Annotated in this window: 25 protein-coding genes; 17 read left to right on the plus strand and 8 right to left on the minus strand. The window is 57.4% G+C overall.

Annotated elements, in window-relative coordinates:
* The 5 genes from B498_RS05150 to B498_RS05130 all read right to left on the minus strand — a co-directional run bounded on the left by B498_RS05150 (position 1) and on the right by B498_RS05130 (position 6189).
* Complete coding sequence (locus tag B498_RS05150) at positions 1 to 957, minus strand: carbamate kinase family protein (protein ID WP_008502556.1); 957 nt, start codon at positions 955 to 957, stop codon at positions 1 to 3.
* Positions 954 to 2507 carry a hypothetical protein gene (locus tag B498_RS05145; RefSeq protein ID WP_008502557.1) on the minus strand — a complete coding sequence of 518 codons (1554 nt, stop codon included), beginning with the start codon at positions 2505 to 2507 and terminating at the stop codon, positions 954 to 956. Before B498_RS05145 ends, B498_RS05150 begins: the two co-directional genes overlap by 4 nt.
* 11 nt (positions 2508 to 2518) lie before the next feature.
* Positions 2519 to 3934 carry a DUF1116 domain-containing protein gene (locus B498_RS05140; protein WP_008502558.1) on the minus strand — a complete coding sequence of 472 codons (1416 nt, stop codon included), beginning with the start codon at positions 3932 to 3934 and terminating at the stop codon, positions 2519 to 2521.
* Positions 3934 to 5475 carry an acyl-CoA synthetase FdrA gene (gene fdrA, locus B498_RS05135; protein ID WP_008502559.1) on the minus strand — a complete coding sequence of 514 codons (1542 nt, stop codon included), beginning with the start codon at positions 5473 to 5475 and terminating at the stop codon, positions 3934 to 3936. The genes B498_RS05140 and fdrA overlap by 1 nt, the downstream gene beginning before the upstream one ends.
* Positions 5476 to 5583: 108 nt before the next feature.
* Positions 5584 to 6189, minus strand: a complete 606-nt coding sequence (locus B498_RS05130; protein WP_008502560.1) for an ankyrin repeat domain-containing protein — start codon at positions 6187 to 6189, stop codon at positions 5584 to 5586.
* A gap of 319 nt (positions 6190 to 6508) precedes the next feature.
* On the opposite strand from B498_RS05130, the gene B498_RS05125 reads away from it, so the two are divergent.
* Entirely contained in the window at positions 6509 to 7438 is a 930-nt protein-coding gene (locus B498_RS05125; protein WP_008502561.1) for a LysR substrate-binding domain-containing protein, read from the plus strand.
* Here B498_RS05125 and B498_RS05120 read toward each other — a convergent pair.
* Positions 7435 to 7593, minus strand: a complete 159-nt coding sequence (locus B498_RS05120) for a YqaE/Pmp3 family membrane protein (RefSeq protein WP_008502562.1) — start codon at positions 7591 to 7593, stop codon at positions 7435 to 7437. The genes B498_RS05125 and B498_RS05120 overlap by 4 nt on opposite strands.
* Before the next feature lie 181 nt (positions 7594 to 7774).
* Here B498_RS05120 and B498_RS05115 point away from each other — a divergent pair, with 181 nt between their 5' ends.
* From B498_RS05115 to B498_RS05105, 3 genes are all read left to right on the plus strand, one after another.
* Complete coding sequence (locus B498_RS05115; RefSeq protein WP_008502563.1) at positions 7775 to 8074, plus strand: ArsR/SmtB family transcription factor; 300 nt, start codon at positions 7775 to 7777, stop codon at positions 8072 to 8074.
* Between the two features lie 9 nt (positions 8075 to 8083).
* The gene (locus B498_RS05110; protein WP_008502564.1) at positions 8084 to 8605 is read left to right on the plus strand and encodes a rhodanese family protein; all 522 of its coding nucleotides are present in this window, start codon (positions 8084 to 8086) and stop codon (positions 8603 to 8605) included.
* Between the two features lie 79 nt (positions 8606 to 8684).
* The gene (locus B498_RS05105) at positions 8685 to 8864 is read left to right on the plus strand and encodes a hypothetical protein (protein ID WP_008502565.1); all 180 of its coding nucleotides are present in this window, start codon (positions 8685 to 8687) and stop codon (positions 8862 to 8864) included.
* Positions 8865 to 8902: 38 nt separating this feature from the next.
* On the opposite strand, the gene stpA is transcribed toward B498_RS05105, so the two are convergent.
* Positions 8903 to 9307: a DNA-binding protein StpA gene (gene stpA, locus B498_RS05100; protein ID WP_008502566.1), complete on the minus strand. Its 405-nt coding sequence runs from the start codon at positions 9305 to 9307 to the stop codon at positions 8903 to 8905.
* Positions 9308 to 9800: 493 nt separating this feature from the next.
* On the opposite strand from stpA, the gene alaE reads away from it, so the two are divergent.
* Positions 9801 to 10250 carry an L-alanine exporter AlaE gene (gene alaE / locus B498_RS05095; protein ID WP_008502567.1) on the plus strand — a complete coding sequence of 150 codons (450 nt, stop codon included), beginning with the start codon at positions 9801 to 9803 and terminating at the stop codon, positions 10248 to 10250.
* 32 nt (positions 10251 to 10282) lie between these two features.
* Here alaE and B498_RS05090 read toward each other — a convergent pair whose 3' ends face one another.
* Positions 10283 to 10627, minus strand: coding sequence for a DUF2002 family protein (locus B498_RS05090; RefSeq protein WP_008502568.1), 345 nt, complete (start codon positions 10625 to 10627; stop codon positions 10283 to 10285).
* Positions 10628 to 10787: 160 nt separating this feature from the next.
* Here B498_RS05090 and B498_RS05085 point away from each other — a divergent pair, with 160 nt between their 5' ends.
* The 12 genes from B498_RS05085 to emrB all read left to right on the plus strand — a co-directional run bounded on the left by B498_RS05085 (position 10788) and on the right by emrB (position 23764).
* On the plus strand, positions 10788 to 11114 hold the full coding sequence (locus B498_RS05085) for a DUF883 domain-containing protein (protein ID WP_008502569.1): 327 nt from the start codon (positions 10788 to 10790) through the stop codon (positions 11112 to 11114).
* 243 nt (positions 11115 to 11357) lie between these two features.
* Positions 11358 to 11597 carry a glutaredoxin-like protein NrdH gene (nrdH, locus tag B498_RS05080; protein WP_008502570.1) on the plus strand — a complete coding sequence of 80 codons (240 nt, stop codon included), beginning with the start codon at positions 11358 to 11360 and terminating at the stop codon, positions 11595 to 11597.
* Positions 11594 to 12004 (plus strand): class Ib ribonucleoside-diphosphate reductase assembly flavoprotein NrdI, encoded by a 411-nt coding sequence (gene nrdI, locus B498_RS05075; protein ID WP_008502571.1) that lies wholly within the window; start codon positions 11594 to 11596, stop codon positions 12002 to 12004. The genes nrdH and nrdI overlap by 4 nt, the downstream gene beginning before the upstream one ends.
* Positions 11977 to 14121, plus strand: a complete 2145-nt coding sequence (nrdE, locus tag B498_RS05070) for a class 1b ribonucleoside-diphosphate reductase subunit alpha (protein WP_008502572.1) — start codon at positions 11977 to 11979, stop codon at positions 14119 to 14121. The genes nrdI and nrdE overlap by 28 nt, the downstream gene beginning before the upstream one ends.
* Before the next feature lie 9 nt (positions 14122 to 14130).
* Entirely contained in the window at positions 14131 to 15090 is a 960-nt protein-coding gene (gene nrdF, locus B498_RS05065) for a class 1b ribonucleoside-diphosphate reductase subunit beta (RefSeq protein WP_008502573.1), read from the plus strand.
* A 330-nt stretch (positions 15091 to 15420) separates the two neighbouring features.
* Positions 15421 to 16623: a glycine betaine/L-proline ABC transporter ATP-binding protein ProV gene (proV, locus tag B498_RS05060; protein ID WP_008502574.1), complete on the plus strand. Its 1203-nt coding sequence runs from the start codon at positions 15421 to 15423 to the stop codon at positions 16621 to 16623.
* The gene (gene proW, locus B498_RS05055) at positions 16616 to 17680 is read left to right on the plus strand and encodes a glycine betaine/L-proline ABC transporter permease ProW (protein WP_008502575.1); all 1065 of its coding nucleotides are present in this window, start codon (positions 16616 to 16618) and stop codon (positions 17678 to 17680) included. The genes proV and proW overlap by 8 nt, the downstream gene beginning before the upstream one ends.
* A 9-nt stretch (positions 17681 to 17689) precedes the next feature.
* Positions 17690 to 18685 carry a glycine betaine/L-proline ABC transporter substrate-binding protein ProX gene (gene proX, locus B498_RS05050; protein WP_008502576.1) on the plus strand — a complete coding sequence of 332 codons (996 nt, stop codon included), beginning with the start codon at positions 17690 to 17692 and terminating at the stop codon, positions 18683 to 18685.
* Positions 18686 to 18871: 186 nt separating this feature from the next.
* Positions 18872 to 20056 (plus strand): MFS transporter, encoded by a 1185-nt coding sequence (locus tag B498_RS05045; protein ID WP_008502577.1) that lies wholly within the window; start codon positions 18872 to 18874, stop codon positions 20054 to 20056.
* Between the two features lie 314 nt (positions 20057 to 20370).
* A complete protein-coding gene (gene mprA, locus B498_RS05040) occupies positions 20371 to 20901 on the plus strand; it encodes a transcriptional repressor MprA (protein ID WP_008502578.1) in 531 nt (176 codons plus the stop codon).
* 126 nt (positions 20902 to 21027) lie between these two features.
* A complete protein-coding gene (gene emrA, locus B498_RS05035) occupies positions 21028 to 22200 on the plus strand; it encodes a multidrug efflux MFS transporter periplasmic adaptor subunit EmrA (protein ID WP_008502579.1) in 1173 nt (390 codons plus the stop codon).
* A 16-nt stretch (positions 22201 to 22216) separates the two neighbouring features.
* On the plus strand, positions 22217 to 23764 hold the full coding sequence (gene emrB, locus B498_RS05030) for a multidrug efflux MFS transporter permease subunit EmrB (RefSeq protein WP_008502580.1): 1548 nt from the start codon (positions 22217 to 22219) through the stop codon (positions 23762 to 23764).
* Positions 23765 to 23806: the final 42 nt, after the last annotated feature.

Below are 23806 nucleotides of genomic sequence, written 5' to 3' on the forward strand. Positions count from 1 at the left end.
TTATCTTCCTTCATTAATAATATGGGTACCGGTTTCCCCGCGCAGCGCGGCGGGCAGGCAGTCCGGCGAGGTGATAATCACGCGCTTGCCGCCGTGGTGTAAAAACGCCAGCGAGGCGACGATTTTGGGCAGCATGCTGCCCGCCGGGAAATGGCCCTCGTCTTTGTAACGCGTCATCTGCGCCACGCTCACCGCGTCCAGCGCCTGCTGGTTTGGCTTGCCGAAGTTGATGCACACCTTCTCCACGCCGGTGGTGATCACCAGCACGTCGGCGCGGATCTCGCGCGCCAGCAGCGCGGTGGAGAGATCTTTATCAATCACCGCGTCGACGCTCTGGTAATCGCCCTGCTCAGTGCGCACCACCGGAATACCGCCGCCGCCCGCGCCAATCACCACAAAGCCTTTTTGCGTCAATGTCTTGATCGCATCGGCCTCGACAATGCGCAGCGGCTGTGGGGAGGCCACCACGCGACGATAGCCCCGGCCAGAATCCTCAACAAAGTGCCAGTCCGGGTGCGCGCGCTGCAGCTCGTCGCGCTGCGCCTCGTTGAAGAACGCGCCGATCGGCTTCGTGGGGTGCGTGAAACCCGGATCGTTTTTATCCACCTCCACCTGCGTGACGACCGTGACCGCTTTTTGCTCCCCGCGTGCGGCCAGACGGTTGTTCAGCGCCTGCTGAATGAGGTAGCCGATGCCGCCCTGGGTGTCCGCCACGCAGTTTGCCAGCGGGGTCAGCGGGAGCCCTTCCCGCTCGTGGGCGATTTCGGCGCGGCGCAGATCCAGCCCCACCTGCGGACCGTTGCCGTGGGTGAGCACGATGTCATAGTCGGAGGCCAGCATTTCGAGCACCGACTCTGCCACCGCTTTAACCGCCTGCGCCTGATGTTCAATCGACTGGCTGGCGTTGTCTTTGATAATGCTGTTGCCGCCGATGGCAACGACCATAAGCTCTTTCATACGTGCTCCTTCGCAACAGTACCCGACGCAGCGCTCGTCACTTCCCGGCTGTCGAGAAAATGCTTCACCACAAACATGCCGCCCATCATCAGATACGCGGTGACGAACATCAGCGAACTGCCTTCGGCAAAGCCCACCACCGGCGCGTGGATCACCCCGAACAGCGCCAGCAGTGCCCCGCCCGCGGCAGCCACGGCGCCGCGCAGCGGTTTATTGATGATGGCGAAAATGGCGATACAGCCCCAGAGCATACTGGCGAGCGGTGCCCCGTTCCCCAGATGGACGAGTCCTTCGTAGTAGATCCCTTTGCTGTGCAGCACGTCGGTGCCGATTTTGGCGGCATTCGTGCCCGCCGCCCCCATCACGCTGTTCATCATGGTCAGCGCCCAGTTGGCGATCCACGGGAACAGGCAGATGAAGATCACCGGCACTTCCACCTTCGGCGTCTCCCTCACCACCTGGTTGGCGGTGACCACGCCGATAAACACCAGAATCGGTACGATGGCGGTCATCGGGATGATGGCGAGCATAAAGGCTCCCAGCCCGAACAGCGGCACGATGAACATGGTCACGCCGGATGCTAGGGTGTAGCCGATGCTGGCCCCCATCGCTTTCCAGCCGGGATGGCCGACGTAGACCGTCACCGGGAACGGGTTGCCCATCAGGCAGCCGAGCATCGACGCCAGACCGTTCGCCAGCATCACCTTGCGCGTCGGGTATTCATCCCCCGCCGCGTGAGCGCTTTCGATGTTCTCCAGGTCAAAGATGTAGTTCGCCAGACCCAGCGGCACGGCAGAGGCCAGATACGGCAGCGCGTGCGGCAAGCCCTGCAGGAAACCTTCCACGTGCACCTGCGGCGGGTTAAAGCCGAACGATGACATGGACGCTTTGATCGCTTCCGGGCTCTGCAGGCCGGAGATCCACGCCAGGGCCGTACCGGCAATCAGCAACAGCAGACCGGTCGGGATTTTGGCGAAAATCGGCTTTTTACCGAACCAGTTAATAAAGATCAGCAGCAGCACGATAAACGACACGGTGGGCGCTTCGAACGCCTGCAGCATCGGGTTCATCGCCAGCAGCAGCAGGCCCAGGCCGGAGAGGCACGACAGCAGCACGGTGCGCGGGATCATCTTGCGGATGGTTTCCCCTAAAAACGAACCGCCCGCCAGGATCATCGCCTCCACGAAGCACCACACCAGGCCAATCTGAATCGCGAACTCCGCATCGCCCGTTTGCTGATAGACCGGCATCAGCACCAGGAAGGTCACGGTAAAAATGGACGGCGCGCTGGGGCCGGACGGCAGCGCAGTGACGTCCGTGCGCCCGGTCTGGCGCGCCATCTGCATGCCGAACCACGCATAGCAAATACTCGCGGCCAATACCGCCAGCCCGAAGGCTGGCGCAATGCGTCCATAAACAATCTCCTTCGGGATGCCGACGACAAAAATGAGCAACCCCATCATGGTCAGCAGATTGGTCAGGTTGTTGGTCATCAACCCGAAATACGCCGCCCAGTCACCTCTTTTCCACTCCAGTTTCATGTTTTTCATGGATGCATGCCTTATAAAAAGTAGCGATCGCGGAAGGTCAACAGCGCCTTTTCAAAACAGCTAAACGGCGGGTGAACGATGCCCGCCCCTATCATGCCGATGCCCGCATCTTTATGGGCAATGGCGGTGTTAATCACCGGCAGAATGCCGCTGCCCGCGACCTTCGTGATGTCGATGGCCGTCGGGATCCCCATAAAGGAGAGCAGCGGAATGGTGACGTTCGGGTTTTCACCGAGGGTGATTTCTCGCATCTGACGGGAGAAGTCGATGGCTTCCTCCACCGTGCCGCCCACCAGCGCCACGATTGCCGGGGCCGTCGCCATCGCAAAGCCGCCGATGCCGTAGGTTTCGGTGATCGCGCTGTCGCCGATGTCCAGCCCGGAATCCTCCGGCTTATAGCCCGCGAACATCGGGCCAATCACCTGCTGCGCCGGGCCGGTGAACCACTGCCCCGGCAGGCCGGAAACGCGTAGGCCGAACTCGTAGCCGTTACGCGCCATGGTGGTAACCACGGTGCTGTATTCAATGCCGTGGGCGGCGTCCAGCGCGGCTTTACACATCGCCATCCACGTCGGGCCGGAGAAGTAGTCGCTGCTGGCGACAAACTCGAACACCTCGCGCTGCTGCTCAACCGGATAGCCCGCCTGGATCAACCCCGGGGTCAGCGCCTGGATCAGCAGCGTGGTGCCCGCATTGTTGCGGTTGTGGCACTCGTCGCCCATGTGCAGCGCCTGGGCCAGCATCAGGCGCAGGTCGATTTCGCCGATAATCTTCATCGCGTCGCGCAGCATCGGGCCGAGCACGTCGCGCATCCAGTTCAGACGATCGATCACGCTCTGGTCGTTGGCCCCCATGCGCAGGATCTTCGCCATCTGCTCGCTGAGGTTGGTGAAGGCGCGGTTGCCGTAGGTTTTGTTCTCAACAATGTGCATAAACATCGACGCAGAGGTGACGCCCGCCATCGAGCCCACGCAGTCGTGCTCGTGGCACGGCGAGAAGGCGATCTCCCCTGAGGCGGCAAGCCGTGCCGCGTCGTCCAGGTCCGTCGCCAGACCTTCAAACACCAGCGCCCCGGTGACCGCGCCCTTCATCGCGCCGCACATGTTTTCCCAGGAGACTGGCGGACCAGCGTGCAGAATGGTGGTGCGGGTCATCCCCGGCACAACGTTAATCGCCTGGTCATAGCCCACCAGCACCGGATGGGACTGGATAATGCGCTCGAGGGCGATTTGGTTGGCGGCGGCGATCTTCTCCGCCAGCGGTTTTTCCGCCAGCTGATCCAGCGCTTCCACCACCTGCATATTGCCCTGCCCCGGCGGCGTCCAGTCGAGCGGGGTCACGGGTACGTGCTGCTTTTTAAGATCGTCGCTGAACATCGCAATGCCGACGTTAATGACGTTCAGCGGCTGGTTAAATAAGGTGGTCATTATGCGTTCTCCCCTTTGCAGACAAATTCGCGTGCGAGTAATCCGGTATTGGTGCTGCTGCTGGCCCAGATGACGCCTGCGTCGGTCAGCATCTGGCACTGCTGCGCCAGCGACTGCGGATCCTGATCGGTGCCGAGCACGTAGCCGAGGATCTCAAGCGGACGGTTATCGGCCTTCGCGATAGCCTGCGCCTCTTTGATCGCGTCGATCATCACCCCTACCGGATCCTCATGCGCGCCGAAGCCCAGCACGAAGTCCATCACGATGACGCCCACTTCCGGATCGCGCGCCTCCTGCAGCAGGCGGCTGATGCGGTTGGTCGGGTCGATCATCGGGTGCGGCTTGCCGTTGGTGAACTCATCGTCGCCAAAGTCGAGGAAGGTATGGGCTTTACTGACGCTTATGTCGCTCAGGCGCATAGCCGGATCCGGCTGGATGTTGCTGTAAACGTCGTCGAATTTCGCAAGCGCCGCAAACATCGCCTCGTCGCACAGGGTGCCGCCGCAGAACAGGCCGCGAATGTACTTCTGCTGCGGGGTCAGGCGGGCGCGCACCTCTTCGATCAATGGCCAGTTGAGCGGGTGCAGATCGAGGGACTCTTTTTTGATGCCGGTAAGCAGAACGGCCTTCAGCGCCGCCTCTTTGGTGCCGCGCGCAAACTGCAGTCCGTCCTCATCGGCGGGCGGTTCATTGCGCCCGAGGAAACAAACAATGACGGGCTTGCGGCAGGCGCGCGCGCGGGCCAGCACTTTTTCGGCAACCGCGGGCGCAGGCGGCTTGGAGATCAGCGCAATCACCTCTGTGCCCTCGTCGGCTTCCAGCATGTCGATGGCGTCGAGCATCATCAGGCCGCCGATCTTCTCGCTAAGATCGCGCCCGCCGGTGCCAATCAGCTGCGACACGCCACCGCCGAATTCATGGATGCGCACGCTCAGCTCCTGGCTGCCGGTGCCGGACGCGCCGACGATGCCAATCGGCCCGCGACGCACCGCGTTGGCGAAGCACAATCCCGCGCCGTTGATGATGGCGGTGCCGCAGTCCGGCCCCATCATCAGCAGCCCTTTCTTATGCGCCAGCTGTTTCAGCGCCAGCTCGTCGTCGAGCGACACGTTATCGGAGAAGAGCATCACGTTGAGATCGTGTTCCAGCGCCTGGCGCGCTTCGCGGGCAGCGAAGGTGCCGTTGACGGAAATCACCGCGAGGTTGCTCTCCGGGCGATGTTTTTTGGCGCTGGCAATCGTCGCGTAGCGCGCTTCATGGGAGCCCGCGCTCTCTTTACGCGTAAACAGCGCTTCGATGGCCGCCAGGGTTTCATCATTTGCCGCGTCGCCTTTAATGACGATCATCAGGTCGCCGTTTTTCGCCTCATTTAATTCCGGCGTTAACAGCCCGAGGTTTTTTAATACGCCCTTATTCATTTCCGTCGCCATGGCGACAAAGGCCTGCTCGACGCCCGGCAATTTATTGGCTTTGGTGGAAACGGACATTAATGACACGGAGTCAAAATACGTATTCTTTTTAATCACGATTTTCGTTGGCATTATTTGCACCTGTTTGCGGATAAAAGGGGGCCGCCGTCGCGCAAAATGCACGTCGGTAAAAATGCTTTTTTAAATTAGCGGCCAGCCGGAACGGGCTGACCGGTCGTCTTACGCGCCCGCCGCCAGCAGCAGGTCGGCAATCTCAGTGAAGCCTTTCTCCCGCGCCAGTTCGAGCGGGGTTTTGCCGTATTTGTCGGTCATGTGCGGATTCGCGCCGTGATCCAGCAGCAGCTTCACAATCTCTTGCTGTTTCGCACCGCCGTCGTTTAACACAATGGCTTCCAGCAGCGGCGTCCAGCCGACAAAGTTGGTGTGGTTAACGTTAATGTCGGTTTTTTCCAGCAGCTCGCGCACGATCTCCACGTGCCCTTTTTCACTGGCAGGGGTAATGCCCACGCCGCCGAAGCGGGTAAGGCGGTCGAGATCCGGATTCGCGGGTAATACCAGCCGCAGGAGGGTTAAATCGTTCGTCAGGCAGCTGATCAGGAAGGGGTTAAAACAGGTCTGGTCCTGTTTATCAATATCTGCCCCGGCGGCAATTAATAACGCCACGCAGGAATAGTGTTTTTTCAGGCTGGCAATCGTAACGGCGGTTCTTTTCTGGCGGTTAGTGGCGTTAATATCCACGCCTTTTTCCAGACAGGCTTTTAGCGCATCGCTATTTCCCTCTTCTGCCGCCAGCAGAAATTCCGTAACCAGTTCAGTTGCAGACATATTCAGACTCCCGATGTTTTATTGCTCTTGACCCGAGAATAGCAACAGCCTGGTCATAAAAGAATCCGCTTAAAAATGATTCATCGACAGTGAATTCATTGTTGAGATAAATTCAACAGTCGGGATAAAACGTGCGTCCGTGCAACCTTTTTCTTATGTTTAACCGCTTTTTAGCGCCTCAGGCTGAATTATCCTTATGGTTGAAAAAGCCTTGCATGACGCGGCTCTGCGTAAAGAGTCAGAACTGTGATCGGCTTCAAATGTGTTGTAAAGGCGTTGTTAAAATATGTTCAAAACTGATGACTGAGGAAGCTGTGATATGAATTCCATCTTTACCGAAGAGAACCTGCTGGCCTTCACCACCGCCGCCCGCTTCGGCAGCTTCAGCAAGGCGGCTGCCGAGCTGGGGGTCACCACCTCCGCCATCAGTTACACCATCAAGCGGATGGAAACCGGGCTGGACGTGGTGCTGTTTGTGCGTAACACGCGCAGCATTGAGCTGACCGAGTCCGGGTTCTACTTTTACCGCAAAGCCACCGACCTGCTTAACGATTTCCACGCCATCAAGCGCGGGATTGATACCATTTCACAGGGCATCGAGGCGCGGGTGCGCATCTGTATCAACCAGCTGTTATATACGCCGCGCCATACCGCGCGGCTGCTCCAGGTGCTGAAAAAGCAGTTTCCGACCTGCCAGATCACCGTCACCACGGAGGTCTATAACGGCGTGTGGGATTCGATCATCAACAACCAGGCCAATATCGCCATTGGCGCGCCGGACACGCTGCTCGACGGCGGCGGAATTGACTACACCGAGATCGGCGCCATCCGCTGGGTGTTTGCCATTGCGCCGGCGCATCCGCTGGCGTTCGTTCCGGAACCGATAGCGGAGAGCCAGCTGCGCCTGTATCCCAACATCATGGTGGAAGATACCGCACACACCATTAACAAGAAGGTGGGCTGGCTGCTGCACGGCCAGGAGGCGATTCTGGTGCCGGACTTTAATACCAAATGCCAGTGTCAGATCCTGGGCGAAGGGATAGGTTTTTTACCGGAGTATATGGCGCGGGACGCGGTGGAAGACGGGCTGCTGGTGACGCGACGTATCAATAACCCGCGTCAGGACTCGCGCATGCTGCTCGCCACGCAGCATGCCGCGACAGGCCAGGTCACGCGCTGGATCAAACAGCAGTTTGGTCCAGCGGGGGTGCTGACCGATATCTATAGCGATTTACTGTGGCGCGCTTAGCTTTTGCTCTGTACCCAAAATGCGTGAATGAGGCCGGGGAAGTAGCCCAGCAGCGTCAGAAGAATGTTGATGATAAACGCCCAGCCAAGCCCTTTGCCCAACAGCACGCCCAGCGGCGGCAGCAGGATGGTAAAAACAATACGCCAAAAACCCATATTAACACTCCGTTCAAGCTAATCCATTGAAAATAATAGAGAGAACCCTTTCTAAGCATAGCCAGTTTACCTGTCTGCGCCAGTTCCCTGCTCCGCGTTTACCCTCTTTTACGCTTTTGACGCTGGCGTAATGCGCGCAAGTACTTTAGCATTACCTTAATTAAGTAAATGCTAAAGTACTATGACTGAACTTGAACAGCTTCAGGCCAGCGCAGAGCAGGCCGCAACGCTTTTAAAAGCAATGAGCAACCCGCGTCGGCTTCTGATCCTCTGCACGCTGTGCGGCGCCCCCGGCACCAGCGCGGGGGAGCTGGCCCGCGCGACGGGCCTGAGTCCTTCCGCCACGTCGCAGCATCTGGCGCGCATGCGTGAGGAAGGCCTGATCGCCAGCACCCGCGAGGCGCAGCGCATTCTCTATTTCATTAAAAACGACGCGGTGCATCAGCTTATCAGCACCCTGAAAACCCTTTATTGCCCGTAAGGAGCCGCCATGTCACTTCCCCTTCTTTCGCCGCGCGAGGCCAATGCCCGCATCGCCGATGGCGCAAAACTGATTGATATTCGTGATGCCGACGAGTACGCCCGCGAGCATATTCCCGCCGCGCAGTCCGTGCCGCTGGATACCTTACCCGGCGGACTTAAAACGCAGGCGGGCGAAACGGTGATTTTTCACTGCCAGTCTGGCGCACGCACCTCAGGCAATGCCGATCGCCTTGCGCAGGCTGCCGCCCCCGCTCAGGCATTTGTGGTCGAAGGAGGCATTCAGGGCTGGAAGCAGGCGGGTCTGCAGACAATCGAAGACAAAACCCAGCCGCTGCCGCTGATGCGTCAGGTGCAAATCGCTGCCGGGCTGCTCATTCTCTGCGGCGTAGTGCTGGGCTATAGCGTCTCAGACGGCTTTTTCCTGCTCAGCGGCTTCGTGGGGGCCGGGCTGCTGTTCGCCGGTGTGACCGGTTTTTGCGGCATGGCGCGGCTGCTGAAGGTGATGCCCTGGAACCGGCGTACCTCATAAGCAGTAATCGGTGAAATAAGCTGTACCCGGTGTCATACGTGGGCTAAGGTGAAGATCGCTAAAACGATGAGGAGGTAATATGTTTTCTGTCGGTGATTATGTACAACCGCGTAAAGGCGGCCCGAAGCTGAAAGTGCTCGAAGTGAACGGTGAAAGCGTGGTGGCGGTACAGGCCAGCAATGAACAAGGCGAGAAATATACCCTGAAAGCCGCCGAGCTGGCGCCGTATACCGAAGACGGTGATTTCGGCGTCTGCTGAAAAGAGTGCCGGGCGGTATGTTCCGCCCGGTTAACGCATTAGATCAGAAAATCATCCAGTGATTTCCCCTCTGCCAGCGCGCTGGCAATAGGCTTCGGCGTACGGCCCTGGCCGGTCCACGTTTTCTCTTCACCGTTCTGGTCAATAAAGCGGTATTTCGCTTCACGCGGCTTACGCTTTTTCGTGGATTTACCCGTCTGCGCCAGTTCAGAGCCCAGCAGATCGGTCGGTGAAATACCATCGGCTTTCATCCGCTCCAGCAGGGCATTAATTTTCTCCTGCTGCTCGGCTCTCTGCTGCTCTAATTCCGCCAGCTCACTACGTTTCTCTTCAGCAACGACCCTGACTTTTTCCAGCATTTCCTCAAGAACGTCCAGGGATAATTCGCGTGCCATGGCGCGCAGAGTTCGGATATTATTAAGATTCTGTAACGTCAAAGACATATTATTTGAAAACCTTTTGTTTAGGGTAAATAGATAAATCACCGACAGAATAATTCATTTCCGCTGAAATATCTACCCGCGGGCTGCCCTGCCAATAGCGTAAATATGTTTAACTGTCGCCGTTAATATTATCTTATAACGTCTGAGCGATACGCAGGGATTCAATCATCACTGCAATATAAAGGGTCAACCTTAATCAAAATTTCAGCATTCTGCGCTACCCACAAAAGCACTGAATCTCCTTTCAACATCAAGATAGTTAAGCTCATGATTTAAAACCAAAAACCATCGCACGAGACAGATTATAACGAAGCGAACAAAAAACCATCAATTTTAGAGAATTTTGTGGACAAAACGCGATTAAATAAAAATTAATCACTAGTTGTTACTTCAAACGCAGAGATATACGCTATACACGTCAAACAAAACAACCTAAAGCACTAACCGCTTCGGGAAAATCGTTTCTTTTGTGTTCTTCTCAAGGAGTTCAGACATGTTCTCACCGCAATCACGCCTTCGCCATGCTGTGGCGGATACTTTCGCGATGGTTGTCTACTGTTCCGTTGTGAACATGTTGATCGAAATATTCCTCTCCGGAATGTCCTTCGAGCAGTCACTTTCTTCTCGTCTGGTGGCGATTCCGGTCAATATTATTATTGCCTGGCCTTACGGTTTATACCGCGATGCCGTCATGCGCTTCGCGCGGCGTATCAGCCCCGCAGGCTGGGTGAAAAACCTGGCAGACGTTCTGGCCTATGTGACGTTCCAGTCGCCGGTTTACGTGGCCATTCTGTTGACGGTGGGCGCGGACTGGCACCAGATCGCGGCGGCGGTCAGTTCGAATATTGTGATTTCAATGCTGATGGGGGCGGTGTATGGCTATTTCCTCGACTACTGTCGCCGCCTGTTTAAGGTCAGCCAGTACAGCCAGGCTAAAGCGTGATGTGAAGCGACTGGCGCAGGCCAGTCGCAAATTTACTGTACGTCGCCAAACAGTCCCTTCAAAAACCGTTCCAGCGCCATACGCGAGCTGAAACCATGCGGAATACCATAATGCTCATGCGTCTCTCCGCCTAAATAGAGCGGAAATTGCTGATAATGATCGCAGGTTTTAATATCCGAGGCAGGCTCAGCAAATGACAGACTTCTGTCTTTCAGCGTCGGGTGAATAATGAGAGCGGTACGTCCCATTCTTGCTTCACGATTAACGTAAACATAATTCTCGCCACGGCGATATCCATACGCTTTTGGCGTCACCTCATCCATGGTGAATCCCTCTTTTTCAAGAACGCGTGCCACCTCGTCAGGTCGTAAATACATATCTTTTCCTCGTTATCTTTTCCTGCCCGGCAACCTTACAGTATTCAGCATTAGCAGGGCTTTCAGAATAGTCCATAAACTGGCGGATATCGCGTGATGCGCTTCAGATATTAAATTTCTGAACTAAACTGAACGGGAACACAAAATTACGGAGGATCGTATGTTTAACAGACCGAACCGAAACGATATTAACGACGACGCTCAGGATATTCGTAATGATGTCAGCCAATTAGCAGACACGCTGGAAGAGGTGCTGAAATCCTGGGGAAGTGACGCGAAGGACGAAGCGGATGCCGCAAAACGTAAGGCTCAGTCTCTGCTCCGTGAAACCCGCGCACGCCTAAATGGCCGCACGCGTACCACACAGGCTGCCTGCGATGCGGTCAGCTGCGCAACGACCTTCGTACGCGAAAAACCGCTCTGCACGCTCGGCACGGTAGCGGCAGTCGGGATCTTCGTCGGCGCTCTGCTTAGCCTGCGTAAGTAAGCGCGAGCCATCAGCCCCGGTCGCCGCTGGCGCCGGGGCTTTTTAATGCCCGCAAGCCTGAAAAACCCGTACAACCCCCCCTGCCCCGCTGTGCTCATCATCAGGGCATCATCAATCTAAATTTCCCATATCTTGTATGGTTGAAACTTAAGACAACTACATCTAGTATTCCTTTTAGCAAGATACACACAACCTGACGCGATGATTCGCGCCGCTCTCTCATTTTAAATGGAAATACGAATCATGAGCATTATTATTTACACTCGTAACGATTGTGTTCAGTGCCACGCGACCAAACGGGCGATGGAAAGCCGCGGCGTGGCGTTTGAGATGGTGAATATTGACCAGCAGCCCGAGGCCGCCGATACCCTTCGCGCGCAGGGTTTCCGTCAGCTTCCGGTGGTGGTGGCCGGGGAGACCAGCTGGTCTGGCTTCCGTCCGGACATGATCAACCGCATCGCCGCGCAGGCCGCACGGGCATGATTCGGCTGGTCTTCTTCTCCAGCAGCTCGGAAAACACGCTCCGTTTTATGGAGCGCGTCGGGCTGCCTGCGGTGCGCATTCCCCTTAACGAGCGGGAGCGCATCCGGGTAGAAGAACCGTACATTCTGGTGGTGCCCAGCTACGGCGGCGGCGGTACGGCGGGCGCAGTGCCTCGCCAGGTGATCCGCTTTCTGAACGATCCGCATAACCGCGGGCTAATCCGAGGCGTGATCGCGGCGGGGAATCGCAATTTCGGCGACGCCTTTGGCCGCGCCGGAGATGTCATCTCTCAAAAATGCGGCGTGCCGTATCTCTATCGCTTTGAGCTGATGGGGACGCAGCAGGACGTCGAAAACGTGCGTAAAGGAGTGAACGAATTTTGGCAACGACAACCGCAGAACGGGTAATACAGGCGACGCCGGATTACCACGCATTAAACGCGATGCTTAACCTCTATGACCGGGAGGGACGCATTCAGTTTGATAAAGACCGTGAGGCGGTGGACGCCTTTTTTGCCGCCCACGTGCGGCCCAACAGCGTGACCTTCGCGAGCCAGGATGAACGTCTCGACCACCTGGTTAACGAAGGTTACTACGACGCCCGCGTCCTCACCCGCTACGCACGCGCCTTCGTCGTGAAGCTGTTTGAACGCGCCCACGCCAGCGGCTTTCGTTTCCAGACGTTCCTTGGCGCGTGGAAGTTCTACACCAGCTACACCCTGAAGACCTTCGACGGTAAGCGCTACTTAGAAAGCTTTGAAGATCGCGTGGTGATGGTCGCGCTGACCCTGGCGCAGGGCGATGAAGCGCTGGCGCAACAGCTCACCGACGAGATCCTCTCCGGCCGCTTCCAGCCCGCCACGCCGACCTTTCTCAACTGCGGCAAAGCCCAGCGCGGTGAACTGGTCTCCTGCTTCCTGCTGCGTATCGAAGATAATATGGAGTCGATAGGCCGCGCGGTGAACTCGGCGCTGCAGCTCTCCAAACGCGGCGGCGGCGTGGCGTTTCTGCTCTCGAACCTGCGTGAAGCGGGCGCGCCGATTAAGCGCATCGAAAACCAGTCCTCCGGCGTGATCCCGGTCATGAAGATGCTGGAAGATGCCTTCTCCTACGCCAACCAGCTTGGCGCGCGTCAGGGCGCGGGCGCGGTTTATCTGCACGCGCACCACCCCGACATTCTGCGTTTCCTCGATACCAAGCGCGAAAACGCCGACGAAAAAATCCGTATCAAAACCCTGTCGCTCGGCGTGGTGATCCCGGATATCACCTTTAAGCTCGCCAAAGAGAATGCCGACATGGCGCTCTTCTCGCCGTATGACGTTGAGCGGATTTACGGCAAAGCCTTTGGCGACGTGGCGATAAGCGAGCTGTACGACGAGCTGCTGGCCGACGATCGCATCCGCAAAAAAACCATCAACGCCCGCGATTTCTTCCAGACGCTTGCCGAAATTCAGTTTGAGTCCGGCTATCCGTACATCATGTACGAGGACACGGTGAACCGCGCAAACCCAATTGCCGGGCGCATCAACATGAGCAACCTGTGCTCGGAGATTTTGCAGGTCAACAGCGCCTCCCGCTATGACGAGAATCTGGACTACGCGGAGATCGGCAAAGACATCTCCTGCAACCTCGGGTCGCTGAATATCGCCCACACCATGGATTCCCCCGACTTTGGCCGCACGATAGAAACCGCCATTCGCGGGCTGACGGCGGTGTCCGACATGAGCCACATCCGCAGCGTGCCGTCCATCGTGGCGGGCAACGCCGCGTCGCACGCCATTGGCCTCGGGCAGATGAACCTGCACGGCTACCTGGCGCGGGAAGGCATCGCCTACGGCAGCCCGGAAGGGCTGGACTTCACCAACCTCTATTTTTACACCATCACCTGGCACGCGCTGCATACTTCGATGATGCTGGCGCGCGAGCGCAACCAGCGTTTCGCGGGCTTTGAACAGTCGCGCTACGCCAGCGGAGAGTATTTCAGCCAGTATCTGGAAGGCGACTGGCAGCCGAAAACGGCGCGAGTAAGGGAGCTGTTTGCCCGCGCCGGGATCGTCCTGCCGACGCGCGAGATGTGGCAGCGGCTGCGTGATGACGTGATGCGCTACGGCATTTACAACCAGAACCTGCAGGCGGTGCCGCCAACCGGCTCTATCTCCTACATCAACCACGCCACGTCGAGCATTCACCCGATCGTGTCGAAGATTGAAATTCGCAAAGAAGGCAAAACCGGACGCGTTTACTACCCTGCCCCGTTTATGACCAATGAGAACCTGGCTTTGTACCAGGACGCATACGAGATTGGCCCGGAAAAAATCATCGATACCTACGCCGAGGCGACGAAACACGTGGATCAGGGACTGTCGCTGACGCTGTTCTTCCCGGATACCGCCACCACGCGAGACATCAACAAAGCGCAAATTTACGCCTGGAAGAAAGGTATCAAGACGCTCTACTACATTCGCCTGCGCCAGCTTGCGCTGGAAGGCACCGAAATCGAAGGCTGCGTGTCCTGCGCGCTGTAAGGAGAAAGGATGAAACTGTCACGCGTGAGCGCCGTTAACTGGAACAAGATCCAGGACGAGAAAGATCTGGAAGTGTGGAACCGCCTGACCAGCAACTTCTGGCTGCCGGAAAAGGTCCCGCTCTCCAACGATATTCCGGCCTGGCAAACCCTGAGCCACACCGAGCAGCAGCTAACGATCCGCGTCTTTACCGGCCTGACACTGCTGGACACCATTCAGAATACCGTTGGCGCACCGGCTCTGATGGGTGACGCGCTGACGCCGCACGAAGAGGCGGTGATGTCGAACATCAGCTTTATGGAGGCGGTGCACGCCCGCTCCTACAGCTCGATTTTCTCCACGCTGTGCCAGACCAAAGACGTGGACGCGGCCTACGCCTGGAGCGAAGCGAGCGAGTCGTTACAAAGAAAGGCGGAGCTGGTACTGGCGTATTATCGGGCCGACGAGCCGCTGAAGAAGAAGATCGCCAGCGTGTTTCTGGAATCATTCCTCTTCTATTCTGGCTTCTGGCTGCCCATGTACTGGTCGAGCCGCGGCAAGCTCACCAACACCGCCGATTTGATTCGCCTCATCATCCGGGATGAAGCGGTGCACGGGTATTACATCGGCTATAAGTATCAGAAAGGGCTGGAAAAGGTCAGCGACGCGGAGCGCGAGGAGCTCAAAGGGTTTGCGCTCGATTTGCTGATGGATCTGTACGACAACGAGCTGAGCTATACCGAGGAACTCTACGCCGGCACCGGCTGGGAGGAAGACGTCAACGCTTTCCTTTGCTACAACGCCAACAAGGCGCTGATGAACCTGGGTTACGAGGCGCTGTTCCCGCCGGAGATGGCGGAGGTTAACCCGGCGATTCTCTCCGCGCTGTCGCCCAACGCCGACGAAAACCACGATTTCTTCTCCGGATCGGGTTCGTCGTACGTGATGGGCAAAGCGGTGGAAACCGAGGATGAGGACTGGGATTTTTAATGAACGTTAACGTTCGTTAATTTAATATAAACCCAACAATTTCCTCTCCAATATTTACAAAACAACTACACTGTCATTTCCGCGCCCTATTCGCCTGAATCACCCGATTCAGGCGAAATTCCCCGATGCCGCAGCAAAAAATTGAGAAAAATTCAAATCCCGCTCAGCCCTTTACTCATGGGAAATTCAGCCGTTTCGCCTCCCTGAAAATTTACGTCATAAGCAAACCCAGGGTTGTCTCAGATTCTCAGTATGTTAGGGTTATGCCCGTTAACAATTTACCATGGTAATCATATCGACATAAACAAATAACAGGACACTCTCTATTGCATGGCAATTAAATTAGAAGTGAAAAATCTTTATAAAGTATTTGGCGAGCATCCTCAGCGCGCATTCAAATATATTGAGAAAGGCCTTTCGAAAGAGCAAATTCTGGAAAAAACCGGGCTATCGCTTGGCGTTAAAGACGCCAGTCTGGCCATTGAAGAAGGCGAGATTTTTGTCATCATGGGATTATCCGGTTCGGGTAAATCCACTATGGTTCGCCTTCTCAATCGCCTGATTGAACCCACCCGCGGACAGGTGCTGATTGACGGCGTGGATATCGCCAGAATATCAGACGCCGAGCTTCGCGAGGTGCGCAGAAAGAAGATTGCGATGGTATTCCAGTCATTCGCACTGATGCCACATATGACGGTGCTGGATAATACCGCTTTCGGCATGGAATTAGCCGGCACACCCGCGCAGGAACGTCAGGAAAAAGCCCTTGACGCCCTGCGTCAGGTTGGGCTGGAAAATTATGCGCATGCGTACCCGGATGAACTTTCCGGCGGTATGCGTCAGCGCGTGGGATTAGCCCGCGCATTAGCCATTAATCCAGACATTTTATTAATGGACGAAGCCTTCTCTGCCCTCGATCCGTTAATTCGCACCGAGATGCAGGATGAGCTGGTAAAATTACAGGCGAAACATCAGCGGACCATTGTCTTTATTTCCCACGATTTGGATGAAGCCATGCGTATTGGCGACCGTATTGCCATTATGCAAAATGGTGAAGTGGTGCAGGTCGGCACGCCGGATGAAATTCTCAATAATCCGGCAAATGATTATGTGCGCACCTTCTTCCGCGGCGTGGATATTAGCCAGGTCTTTAGCGCCAAAGATATTGCCCGTCGAACGCCAAACGGCATTATCCGTAAAACGCCTGGCTTCGGCCCGCGCTCCGCGCTGAAGCTGCTGCAGGACGAAGACCGTGAATATGGTTATCTGGTTGAACGCGGCAATAAATTTGTTGGCGTTGTCTCCATCGATTCTCTGAAAACCGCGCTCAGCGAAAACCAGGGCATCGATGCGGCGTTAATTGACGCTCCGCTTGCCGTGGACGCCGAAACGCCGCTCAGCGAGTTGCTCTCTCACGTGGGGCAGGCGCCTTGCGCCGTACCGGTCGTGGGTGAGGAACAACAGTACGTCGGCATCATCTCCAAACGGATGCTGCTGCAGGCTTTAGATCGCGAGGGGGCAAACAATGGCTGACCAAACTAACCCGTGGGGTACCACTGAAGCGGCGGACAACGCTGCGCAATCCGCCGACGCGTGGGGTTCCACGCCAGCACCCGCCGACGGTGGCGGTGCGGCGGACTGGCTGAACAGCGCACCCGCGCCTGCGCCGGAGCACTTCAATATTATGGATCCGTTTCACAAGACGCTGATCCCGCTGGACAGCTGGGTCACGGAGGGGATCGACTGGGTGGTCACGCACTTCCGCCCGGTTTTCCAGGGGATCCGCATCCCGGTGGATTACATCCTGAACGGCTTCCAGCAGCTGATGCTGGGCATGCCGGCCCCGGTGGCGATTATCCTGTTCTCCCTGATCGCCTGGCAGTTTGGCAGCGCCGGGATGGGTGTCGCCACGCTGATTTCGCTGATTGCCATCGGCGCGATTGGGGCCTGGTCGCAGGCGATGATCACCCTGGCGCTGGTGCTGACCGCCCTGCTCTTCTGCATCGTCATCGGCCTGCCGATGGGGATCTGGCTGGCGCGCAGCCCGCGGGCCGCGAAGATAATTCGCCCGCTGCTGGATGCGATGCAGACCACTCCGGCGTTCGTCTATCTGGTGCCTATCGTGATGCTGTTCGGCATCGGCAACGTGCCGGGCGTGGTGGTCACCATTATCTTTGCCCTGCCGCCGATTATTCGTCTGACCATTCTCGGGATCAATCAGGTGCCTGCGGACCTGATCGAAGCATCACGCTCGTTCGGCGCCAGCCCGCGCCAGATGCTGTTTAAGGTTCAGCTCCCGCTGGCGATGCCGACCATCATGGCGGGCGTGAACCAGACGCTGATGCTGGCCCTGTCGATGGTGGTGATTGCCTCGATGATCGCCGTTGGCGGTCTCGGTCAGATGGTGCTGCGCGGCATTGGCCGTCTCGACATGGGGCTGGCTACCGTCGGCGGCGTCGGGATTGTGATCCTCGCCATTATTCTTGACCGCCTGACCCAGGCCGTCGGTCGCGATTCACGCAGTCGCGGCAACCGTCGCTGGTATTCCACCGGCCCTGTTGGGTTACTCACCCGCCCCTTTAGAAAATAAGGAACAACGATGCGACATAACGTACTTTTTGCCACAGCGTTTGCCACCCTTGTCTCCACCAGCACGTTCGCGGCTGACCTGCCGGGCAAAGGCATTACCGTGCAGCCGGTGCAGAGCACTATTTCGGAAGAGAGCTTCCAGACCCTGCTGGTCAGCCGCGCGCTGGAAAAACTGGGCTATACGGTTAACACGCCGAGCGAAGTGGATTACAACGTGGGCTACACCTCGATTGCCTCCGGTGACGCCACCTTTACCGCCGTAAACTGGCAGCCGCTGCATGACGATATGTATGCCGCCGCCGGTGGCGATAAGAAATTCTACCGTGAAGGCACCTTTGTCACCGGCGCGGCGCAGGGGTACCTGATCGACAAGAAAACCGCCGACCAGTACCACATCACCAACATCGAACAGCTGAAGAATCCGAAGATCGCCAAACTGTTTGACACCAACGGTGACGGCAAGGCCGACATGATGGGCTGCTCGCCGGGCTGGGGCTGCGAAGCGGTGATTAACCACCAGAACAAGGCGTTCGATCTGGCGAAAACGGTCGACGTGAGCCACGGCAACTATTCAGCGATGATGGCCGACACCATTGCCCGCTTCAAAGAGGGTAAACCGGTGATCTACTACACCTGGACGCCGTACTGGGTGAGCGACGTGCTGAAGCCGGGTAAAGACGTGGTGTGGCTGCAGGTGCCGTTCTCCTCCCTGCCGGGCGAGCAGAAAGATATCGACACCAAACTGCCGAACGGCATGAACTACGGCTTCCCGGTGAACACCATGCATATCGTGGCGAACAAAGCCTGGGCGGAGAAAAACCCGGCGGCGGCGAAGCTGTTCTCGGTGATGAAGCTGCCGCTGGCGGACATCAACGCCCAGAACGCGATGATGCACGCGGGCAAATCGTCTGAGGCGGATGTTAAAGGCCACGTCGACGGCTGGATCAAGGCCCACCAGCAGCAGTTTGACGGCTGGGTGAAAGCGGCGCTGGCGGCGCAGAAATAAAACCTTTTCCCTCACCCTAACCCTCTCCCCGGATCGTACACACTGGGAGAGGGCCGGGGTGAGGGGATCAGACCGCACCCGACCTAAACCGCACAATCCAGCACGTAACAATCCCCCAACATTCACAATCATTGGCTATTATGGTTTCCGGAAAAATAATCACTTCACTAACGATTCCTGAAACTAATGACAAAAACCACTCAAGGGCTTAGCCCCGCACTCATCCTTTTAATGTCCGTGGCAACGGGTCTGGCCGTCGCCAGCAACTATTACGCGCAGCCTCTTCTCGACACCATCGCCCGCGCGTTCAATCTCTCCGCCAGTTCCGCAGGCTTTATCGTTACCGCCGCCCAGCTCGGCTATGCCGCCGGGCTGCTGTTCCTGGTGCCGCTCGGCGATATGTTTGAACGCCGGATGCTGATTGTCTCCATGACGCTTCTGGCCGCCGGCGGGATGCTGATCACCGCCAGCAGCCAGTCGCTGACAATGATGATTATCGGTACCGCGCTGACGGGGCTGTTCTCCGTGGTGGCGCAAATCCTGGTGCCGCTCGCCGCGACCCTCGCCTCACCGGAAAAACGCGGCAAGGTGGTGGGCACCATCATGAGCGGCCTGCTGCTGGGGATTTTGCTGGCGCGTACCGTCGCCGGGCTGCTGGCAAGCCTCGGCGGCTGGCGCACCGTATACTGGGTGGCGAGCGTATTGATGGTCGTCATGGCGCTGGCGCTGTGGCGCGGGCTGCCAAAAGTGAAGCAGGAAAATCACCTGAATTACCCGCAGCTGCTGGCCTCCGTTTTCAGCCTGTTCACCCAGGATAAACTTCTGCGCACCCGCGCCCTGCTGGGCTGCTTCACCTTCGCCAACTTCAGCATTCTCTGGACGTCGATGGCGTTTCTGCTGGCCGCGCCGCCGTTTAATTATTCCGAAGGGGTGATTGGCCTGTTCGGCCTGGCCGGTGCCGCAGGCGCACTGGGCGCGCGTCCCGCAGGCGGGCTGGCCGACAAGGGCAAATCCCATCTGACCACCTCCGCGGGGCTGGTGTTACTTCTGCTCTCCTGGGCGGCAATCTGGTATGGGCACGTCTCGGTGCTGGCGCTGATCGTCGGTATCCTGGTACTCGATCTCACCGTGCAGGGCGTTCACATTACCAATCAGACCGTCATCTATCGCGTGAAGCCAGAGGCGCGTAACCGCCTGACGGCCGGGTACATGACCAGCTACTTTATTGGCGGCGCGGCGGGCTCGCTCATTTCCGCCTCGGCGTGGCAGCATGCTGGCTGGTCAGGGGTATGTGCAATTGGCGCCATCGTCGCCACGATTAACCTGCTTGTATGGTGGCGCGGCTACCATCGCCAGGAGGCAATTCACTAAGTTTTACATTGCTTTGGGCCTCTTAGGGTGTAAAGGGGCCCCTCACTCTGTTAATGTAAACGTAATCATTTATCCCAGAAATTTTAATGTGGGTGACATATTTACAATCGGCATGAATAGTTCAGACCCCCGTCCTCACATCCTCTCTTCAGCGGGTTCATCCCCTACGCTTTCTGTGCTCACCGGGTCACGGACTTACCCGGCGCTTTCTGATGGTGACATTAATTTGGCGGATATAACCGCACAAATAATTCATTTACATTATTTGTCACTATCGTTACTATATCGGCTGTAATTAATGAGGTTATGCCCAAATGGATAGTTCGTTTACGCCCATTGAACAAATGCTTAAATTCCGCGCCAGTCGCCATGAGGACTTCCCGTATCAGGAAATCCTGCTGACTCGCCTGTGCATGCACATGCAGGGTAAGCTACTGGAAAACCGCAATAAAATGCTGAAAGCTCAAGGGATTAACGAGACATTGTTTATGGCGTTGATCACGCTGGAGTCTCAGGAAAACCACAGCATTCAGCCTTCTGAGCTGAGCTGCGCGCTGGGCTCCTCCCGCACCAACGCCACCCGAATTGCCGATGAGCTGGAAAAGCGCGGCTGGATTGAGCGCCGTGAAAGCGATAACGATCGCCGCTGCCTGCATCTGCAACTGACCGATAAAGGTCACGAATTCCTGCGCGAGGTGCTGCCACCTCAGCACAATTGCCTGCACAAACTCTGGTCCGCTCTCAGCACCGCCGAGCGCGACCAGCTTGAGCACATCACTCGCAAGCTGCTCACCCGTCTGGACCAGATGGATGAAGAAGGCGCCGTTCTTGAGGCGCTGCGCTAACGCGACGACACGCTCAACAATCCAGATTTATAAGAAAACCGACAGGCCAGCACGTCACACTGCTGGCCTTTCTGACAACAGGTCGGCTCAGCCGATGTGAAAATAAGAAGATCGTGGAGAACAACAATGAGCGCAAATGCGGAGAGCACTACCCCGCAGCAACCGGCCAACAAGAAAGGCAAACGTAAGAGCGCCCTTCTTCTGTTGACCTTGCTCTTTATCATTATTGCCGTGGCATATGGGATCTATTGGTTTTTAGTACTGCGTCATGCTGAAGAGACTGACGACGCGTACGTGGCAGGGAACCAGGTACAAATTATGGCGCAGGTGTCGGGCAGCGTGACGAAAGTCTGGGCTGACAATACCGACTTTGTGCAAAAAGGCGATGTGCTGGTGACGCTCGATCCAACCGACGCCCAGCAGGCGTTTGAAAAAGCGCAGACCTCGCTGGCCTCCAGCGTCCGTCAGACCCGCCAGCTGATGATCAACAGCAAACAGCTGCAGGCCAACATCGACGTGCAGAAAACCGCACTCGCGCAGGCGCAGAGCGATCTGAACCGCCGCGTGCCGCTCGGCACCGCCAACCTGATTGGCCGTGAAGAGCTGCAGCACGCCCGCGACGCCGTCGCCAGCGCTCAGGCACAGCTGGACGTGGCCATTCAGCAGTACAACGCCAACCAGGCGATGGTGCTGGGCACCAGCCTGGAAAACCAGCCTGCCGTTCAGCAGGCAGCGACTGAAGTCCGCAACGCGTGGCTTGCCCTGCAGCGTACTAAAATCGTCAGCCCAATGACCGGCTATGTCTCCCGTCGTTCCGTCCAGCCAGGGGCGCAGATCAGCCCAACCACGCCGCTGATGGCGGTCGTGCCGGCGGACAACCTGTGGGTCGATGCCAACTTTAAAGAGACGCAGCTTGCGCATATGCGTATCGGCCAGACCGCAACGGTTGTCAGCGACATCTATGGCGATGACGTGAAGTACACCGGCAAAGTGGTGGGTCTGGATATGGGGACCGGCAGCGCCTTCTCCCTGCTGCCTGCGCAGAACGCCACCGGTAACTGGATCAAAGTCGTACAGCGTCTGCCCGTGCGTATCGAACTGGATGCCAAACAGCTGGCGGATCACCCGCTGCGTATCGGCCTCTCCACGCTGGTGACGGTTGACACCGCCAACCGCGACGGTCAGATCCTGGCAAGCCAGGTGCGTAGCAGCCCGGTTTATGAAAGTAACGCCCGTGAAATTAGCCTCGATCCGGTCAACAAGCTGATCGATGACATCGTGAAGGCAAACGCCGGTTAATCCGAAGGTGAGCGTTATGCAACAGCAAAAGCCGCAAAAACCGCTGGAAGGCGCGCAGCTGGTCATTATGACCATCGCGCTGTCGCTGGCGACATTCATGCAGGTGCTGGACTCCACCATCGCAAACGTGGCGATCCCGACCATCGCCGGTAACCTTGGCTCGTCGCTGAGCCAGGGGACCTGGGTTATTACCTCGTTTGGGGTGGCAAACGCCATCTCCATTCCGATCACCGGCTGGCTGGCAAAGCGCGTCGGTGAGGTGAAGCTGTTCCTCTGGTCCACGGTGGCGTTTGTTCTGGCCTCGTGGGCGTGCGGCATGTCCAGCAGCCTGACGATGCTGATTTTCTTCCGCGTCATTCAGGGGATTGTCGCGGGGCCGCTGATCCCGCTCTCCCAGAGTTTGCTGCTGAGCAACTACCCTCCCGCAAAACGTTCCGTCGCGCTGGCACTCTGGTCGATGACCGTTATCGTCGCGCCTATCTGCGGACCGATTCTGGGCGGGTACATCAGCGATAACTACCACTGGGGCTGGATCTTCTTCATCAACGTACCGATTGGCGCCGTCGTGGTATTGATGACGCTGCAGTCGCTGCGGGGACGAGAGACGCGCACCGAACAGCGCCGTATCGACAGCATCGGGCTGGCGCTGCTGATCCTGGGTATCGGCAGTCTGCAGATCATGCTCGACCGCGGTAAAGAGCTCGACTGGTTCAACTCGCAGGAGATCATCATCCTGACCATTGTCGCGGTGGTGTCGATAAGCTTCCTGATCGTCTGGGAGCTGACGGACGACAACCCGATCGTCGATCTCTCGCTCTTTAAGTCGCGAAACTTCACCATCGGCTGCCTGTGTATCAGCCTCGCCTATATGCTCTACTTCGGCGCGATTGTTCTGCTGCCGCAGCTGTTGCAGGAGGTGTATGGCTATACCGCCACCTGGGCGGGTCTGGCGTCGGCACCTGTCGGGGTGATCCCGGTCCTGCTGTCGCCGATTATTGGCCGCTTCGCCCATAAGCTCGACATGCGTCGGCTGGTGACGTTCAGCTTCATCATGTACGCGGTGTGCTTCTACTGGCGTGCGTATACCTTTGAGCCGGGAATGGACTTTGGCGCCTCGGCGTGGCCGCAGTTCATTCAGGGCTTTGCGGTGGCGTGCTTCTTTATGCCGCTGACCACCATCACGCTCTCTGGCCTGCCGCCCGAGCGTCTGGCGGCCGCGTCGAGCCTGTCGAACTTCACCCGTACGCTGGCGGGCTCTATCGGGACGTCGATCACCACCACCCTGTGGACAAACCGCGAATCAATGCACCACGCGCAGCTGACCGAAGCGGTGAACCCGTTCAACCCTAACGCACAGCAGATGTACAGTCAGCTGCAGGGAATGGGGATGACGGAGCAGCAGGCGTCCGGCTGGATTGCCCAGCAGATCACCAACCAGGGACTGATTATCTCGGCCAACGAAATTTTCTGGATATCGGCAGGGATCTTTATCGTCCTGCTGGGGCTGGTGTGGTTTGCCAGACCGCCGTTTGGTGCCGGTGGTGGCGGTGGCGGCGCGCACTAGTTTGTGCGCGGGTTGCCGGGTGGCGCTGCGCTTACCCGGCCT

Origin of the sequence: Enterobacter sp. SST3, from assembly GCF_000286655.1 — a bacterium.
GTDB lineage: Bacteria > Pseudomonadota > Gammaproteobacteria > Enterobacterales > Enterobacteriaceae > Enterobacter > Enterobacter roggenkampii.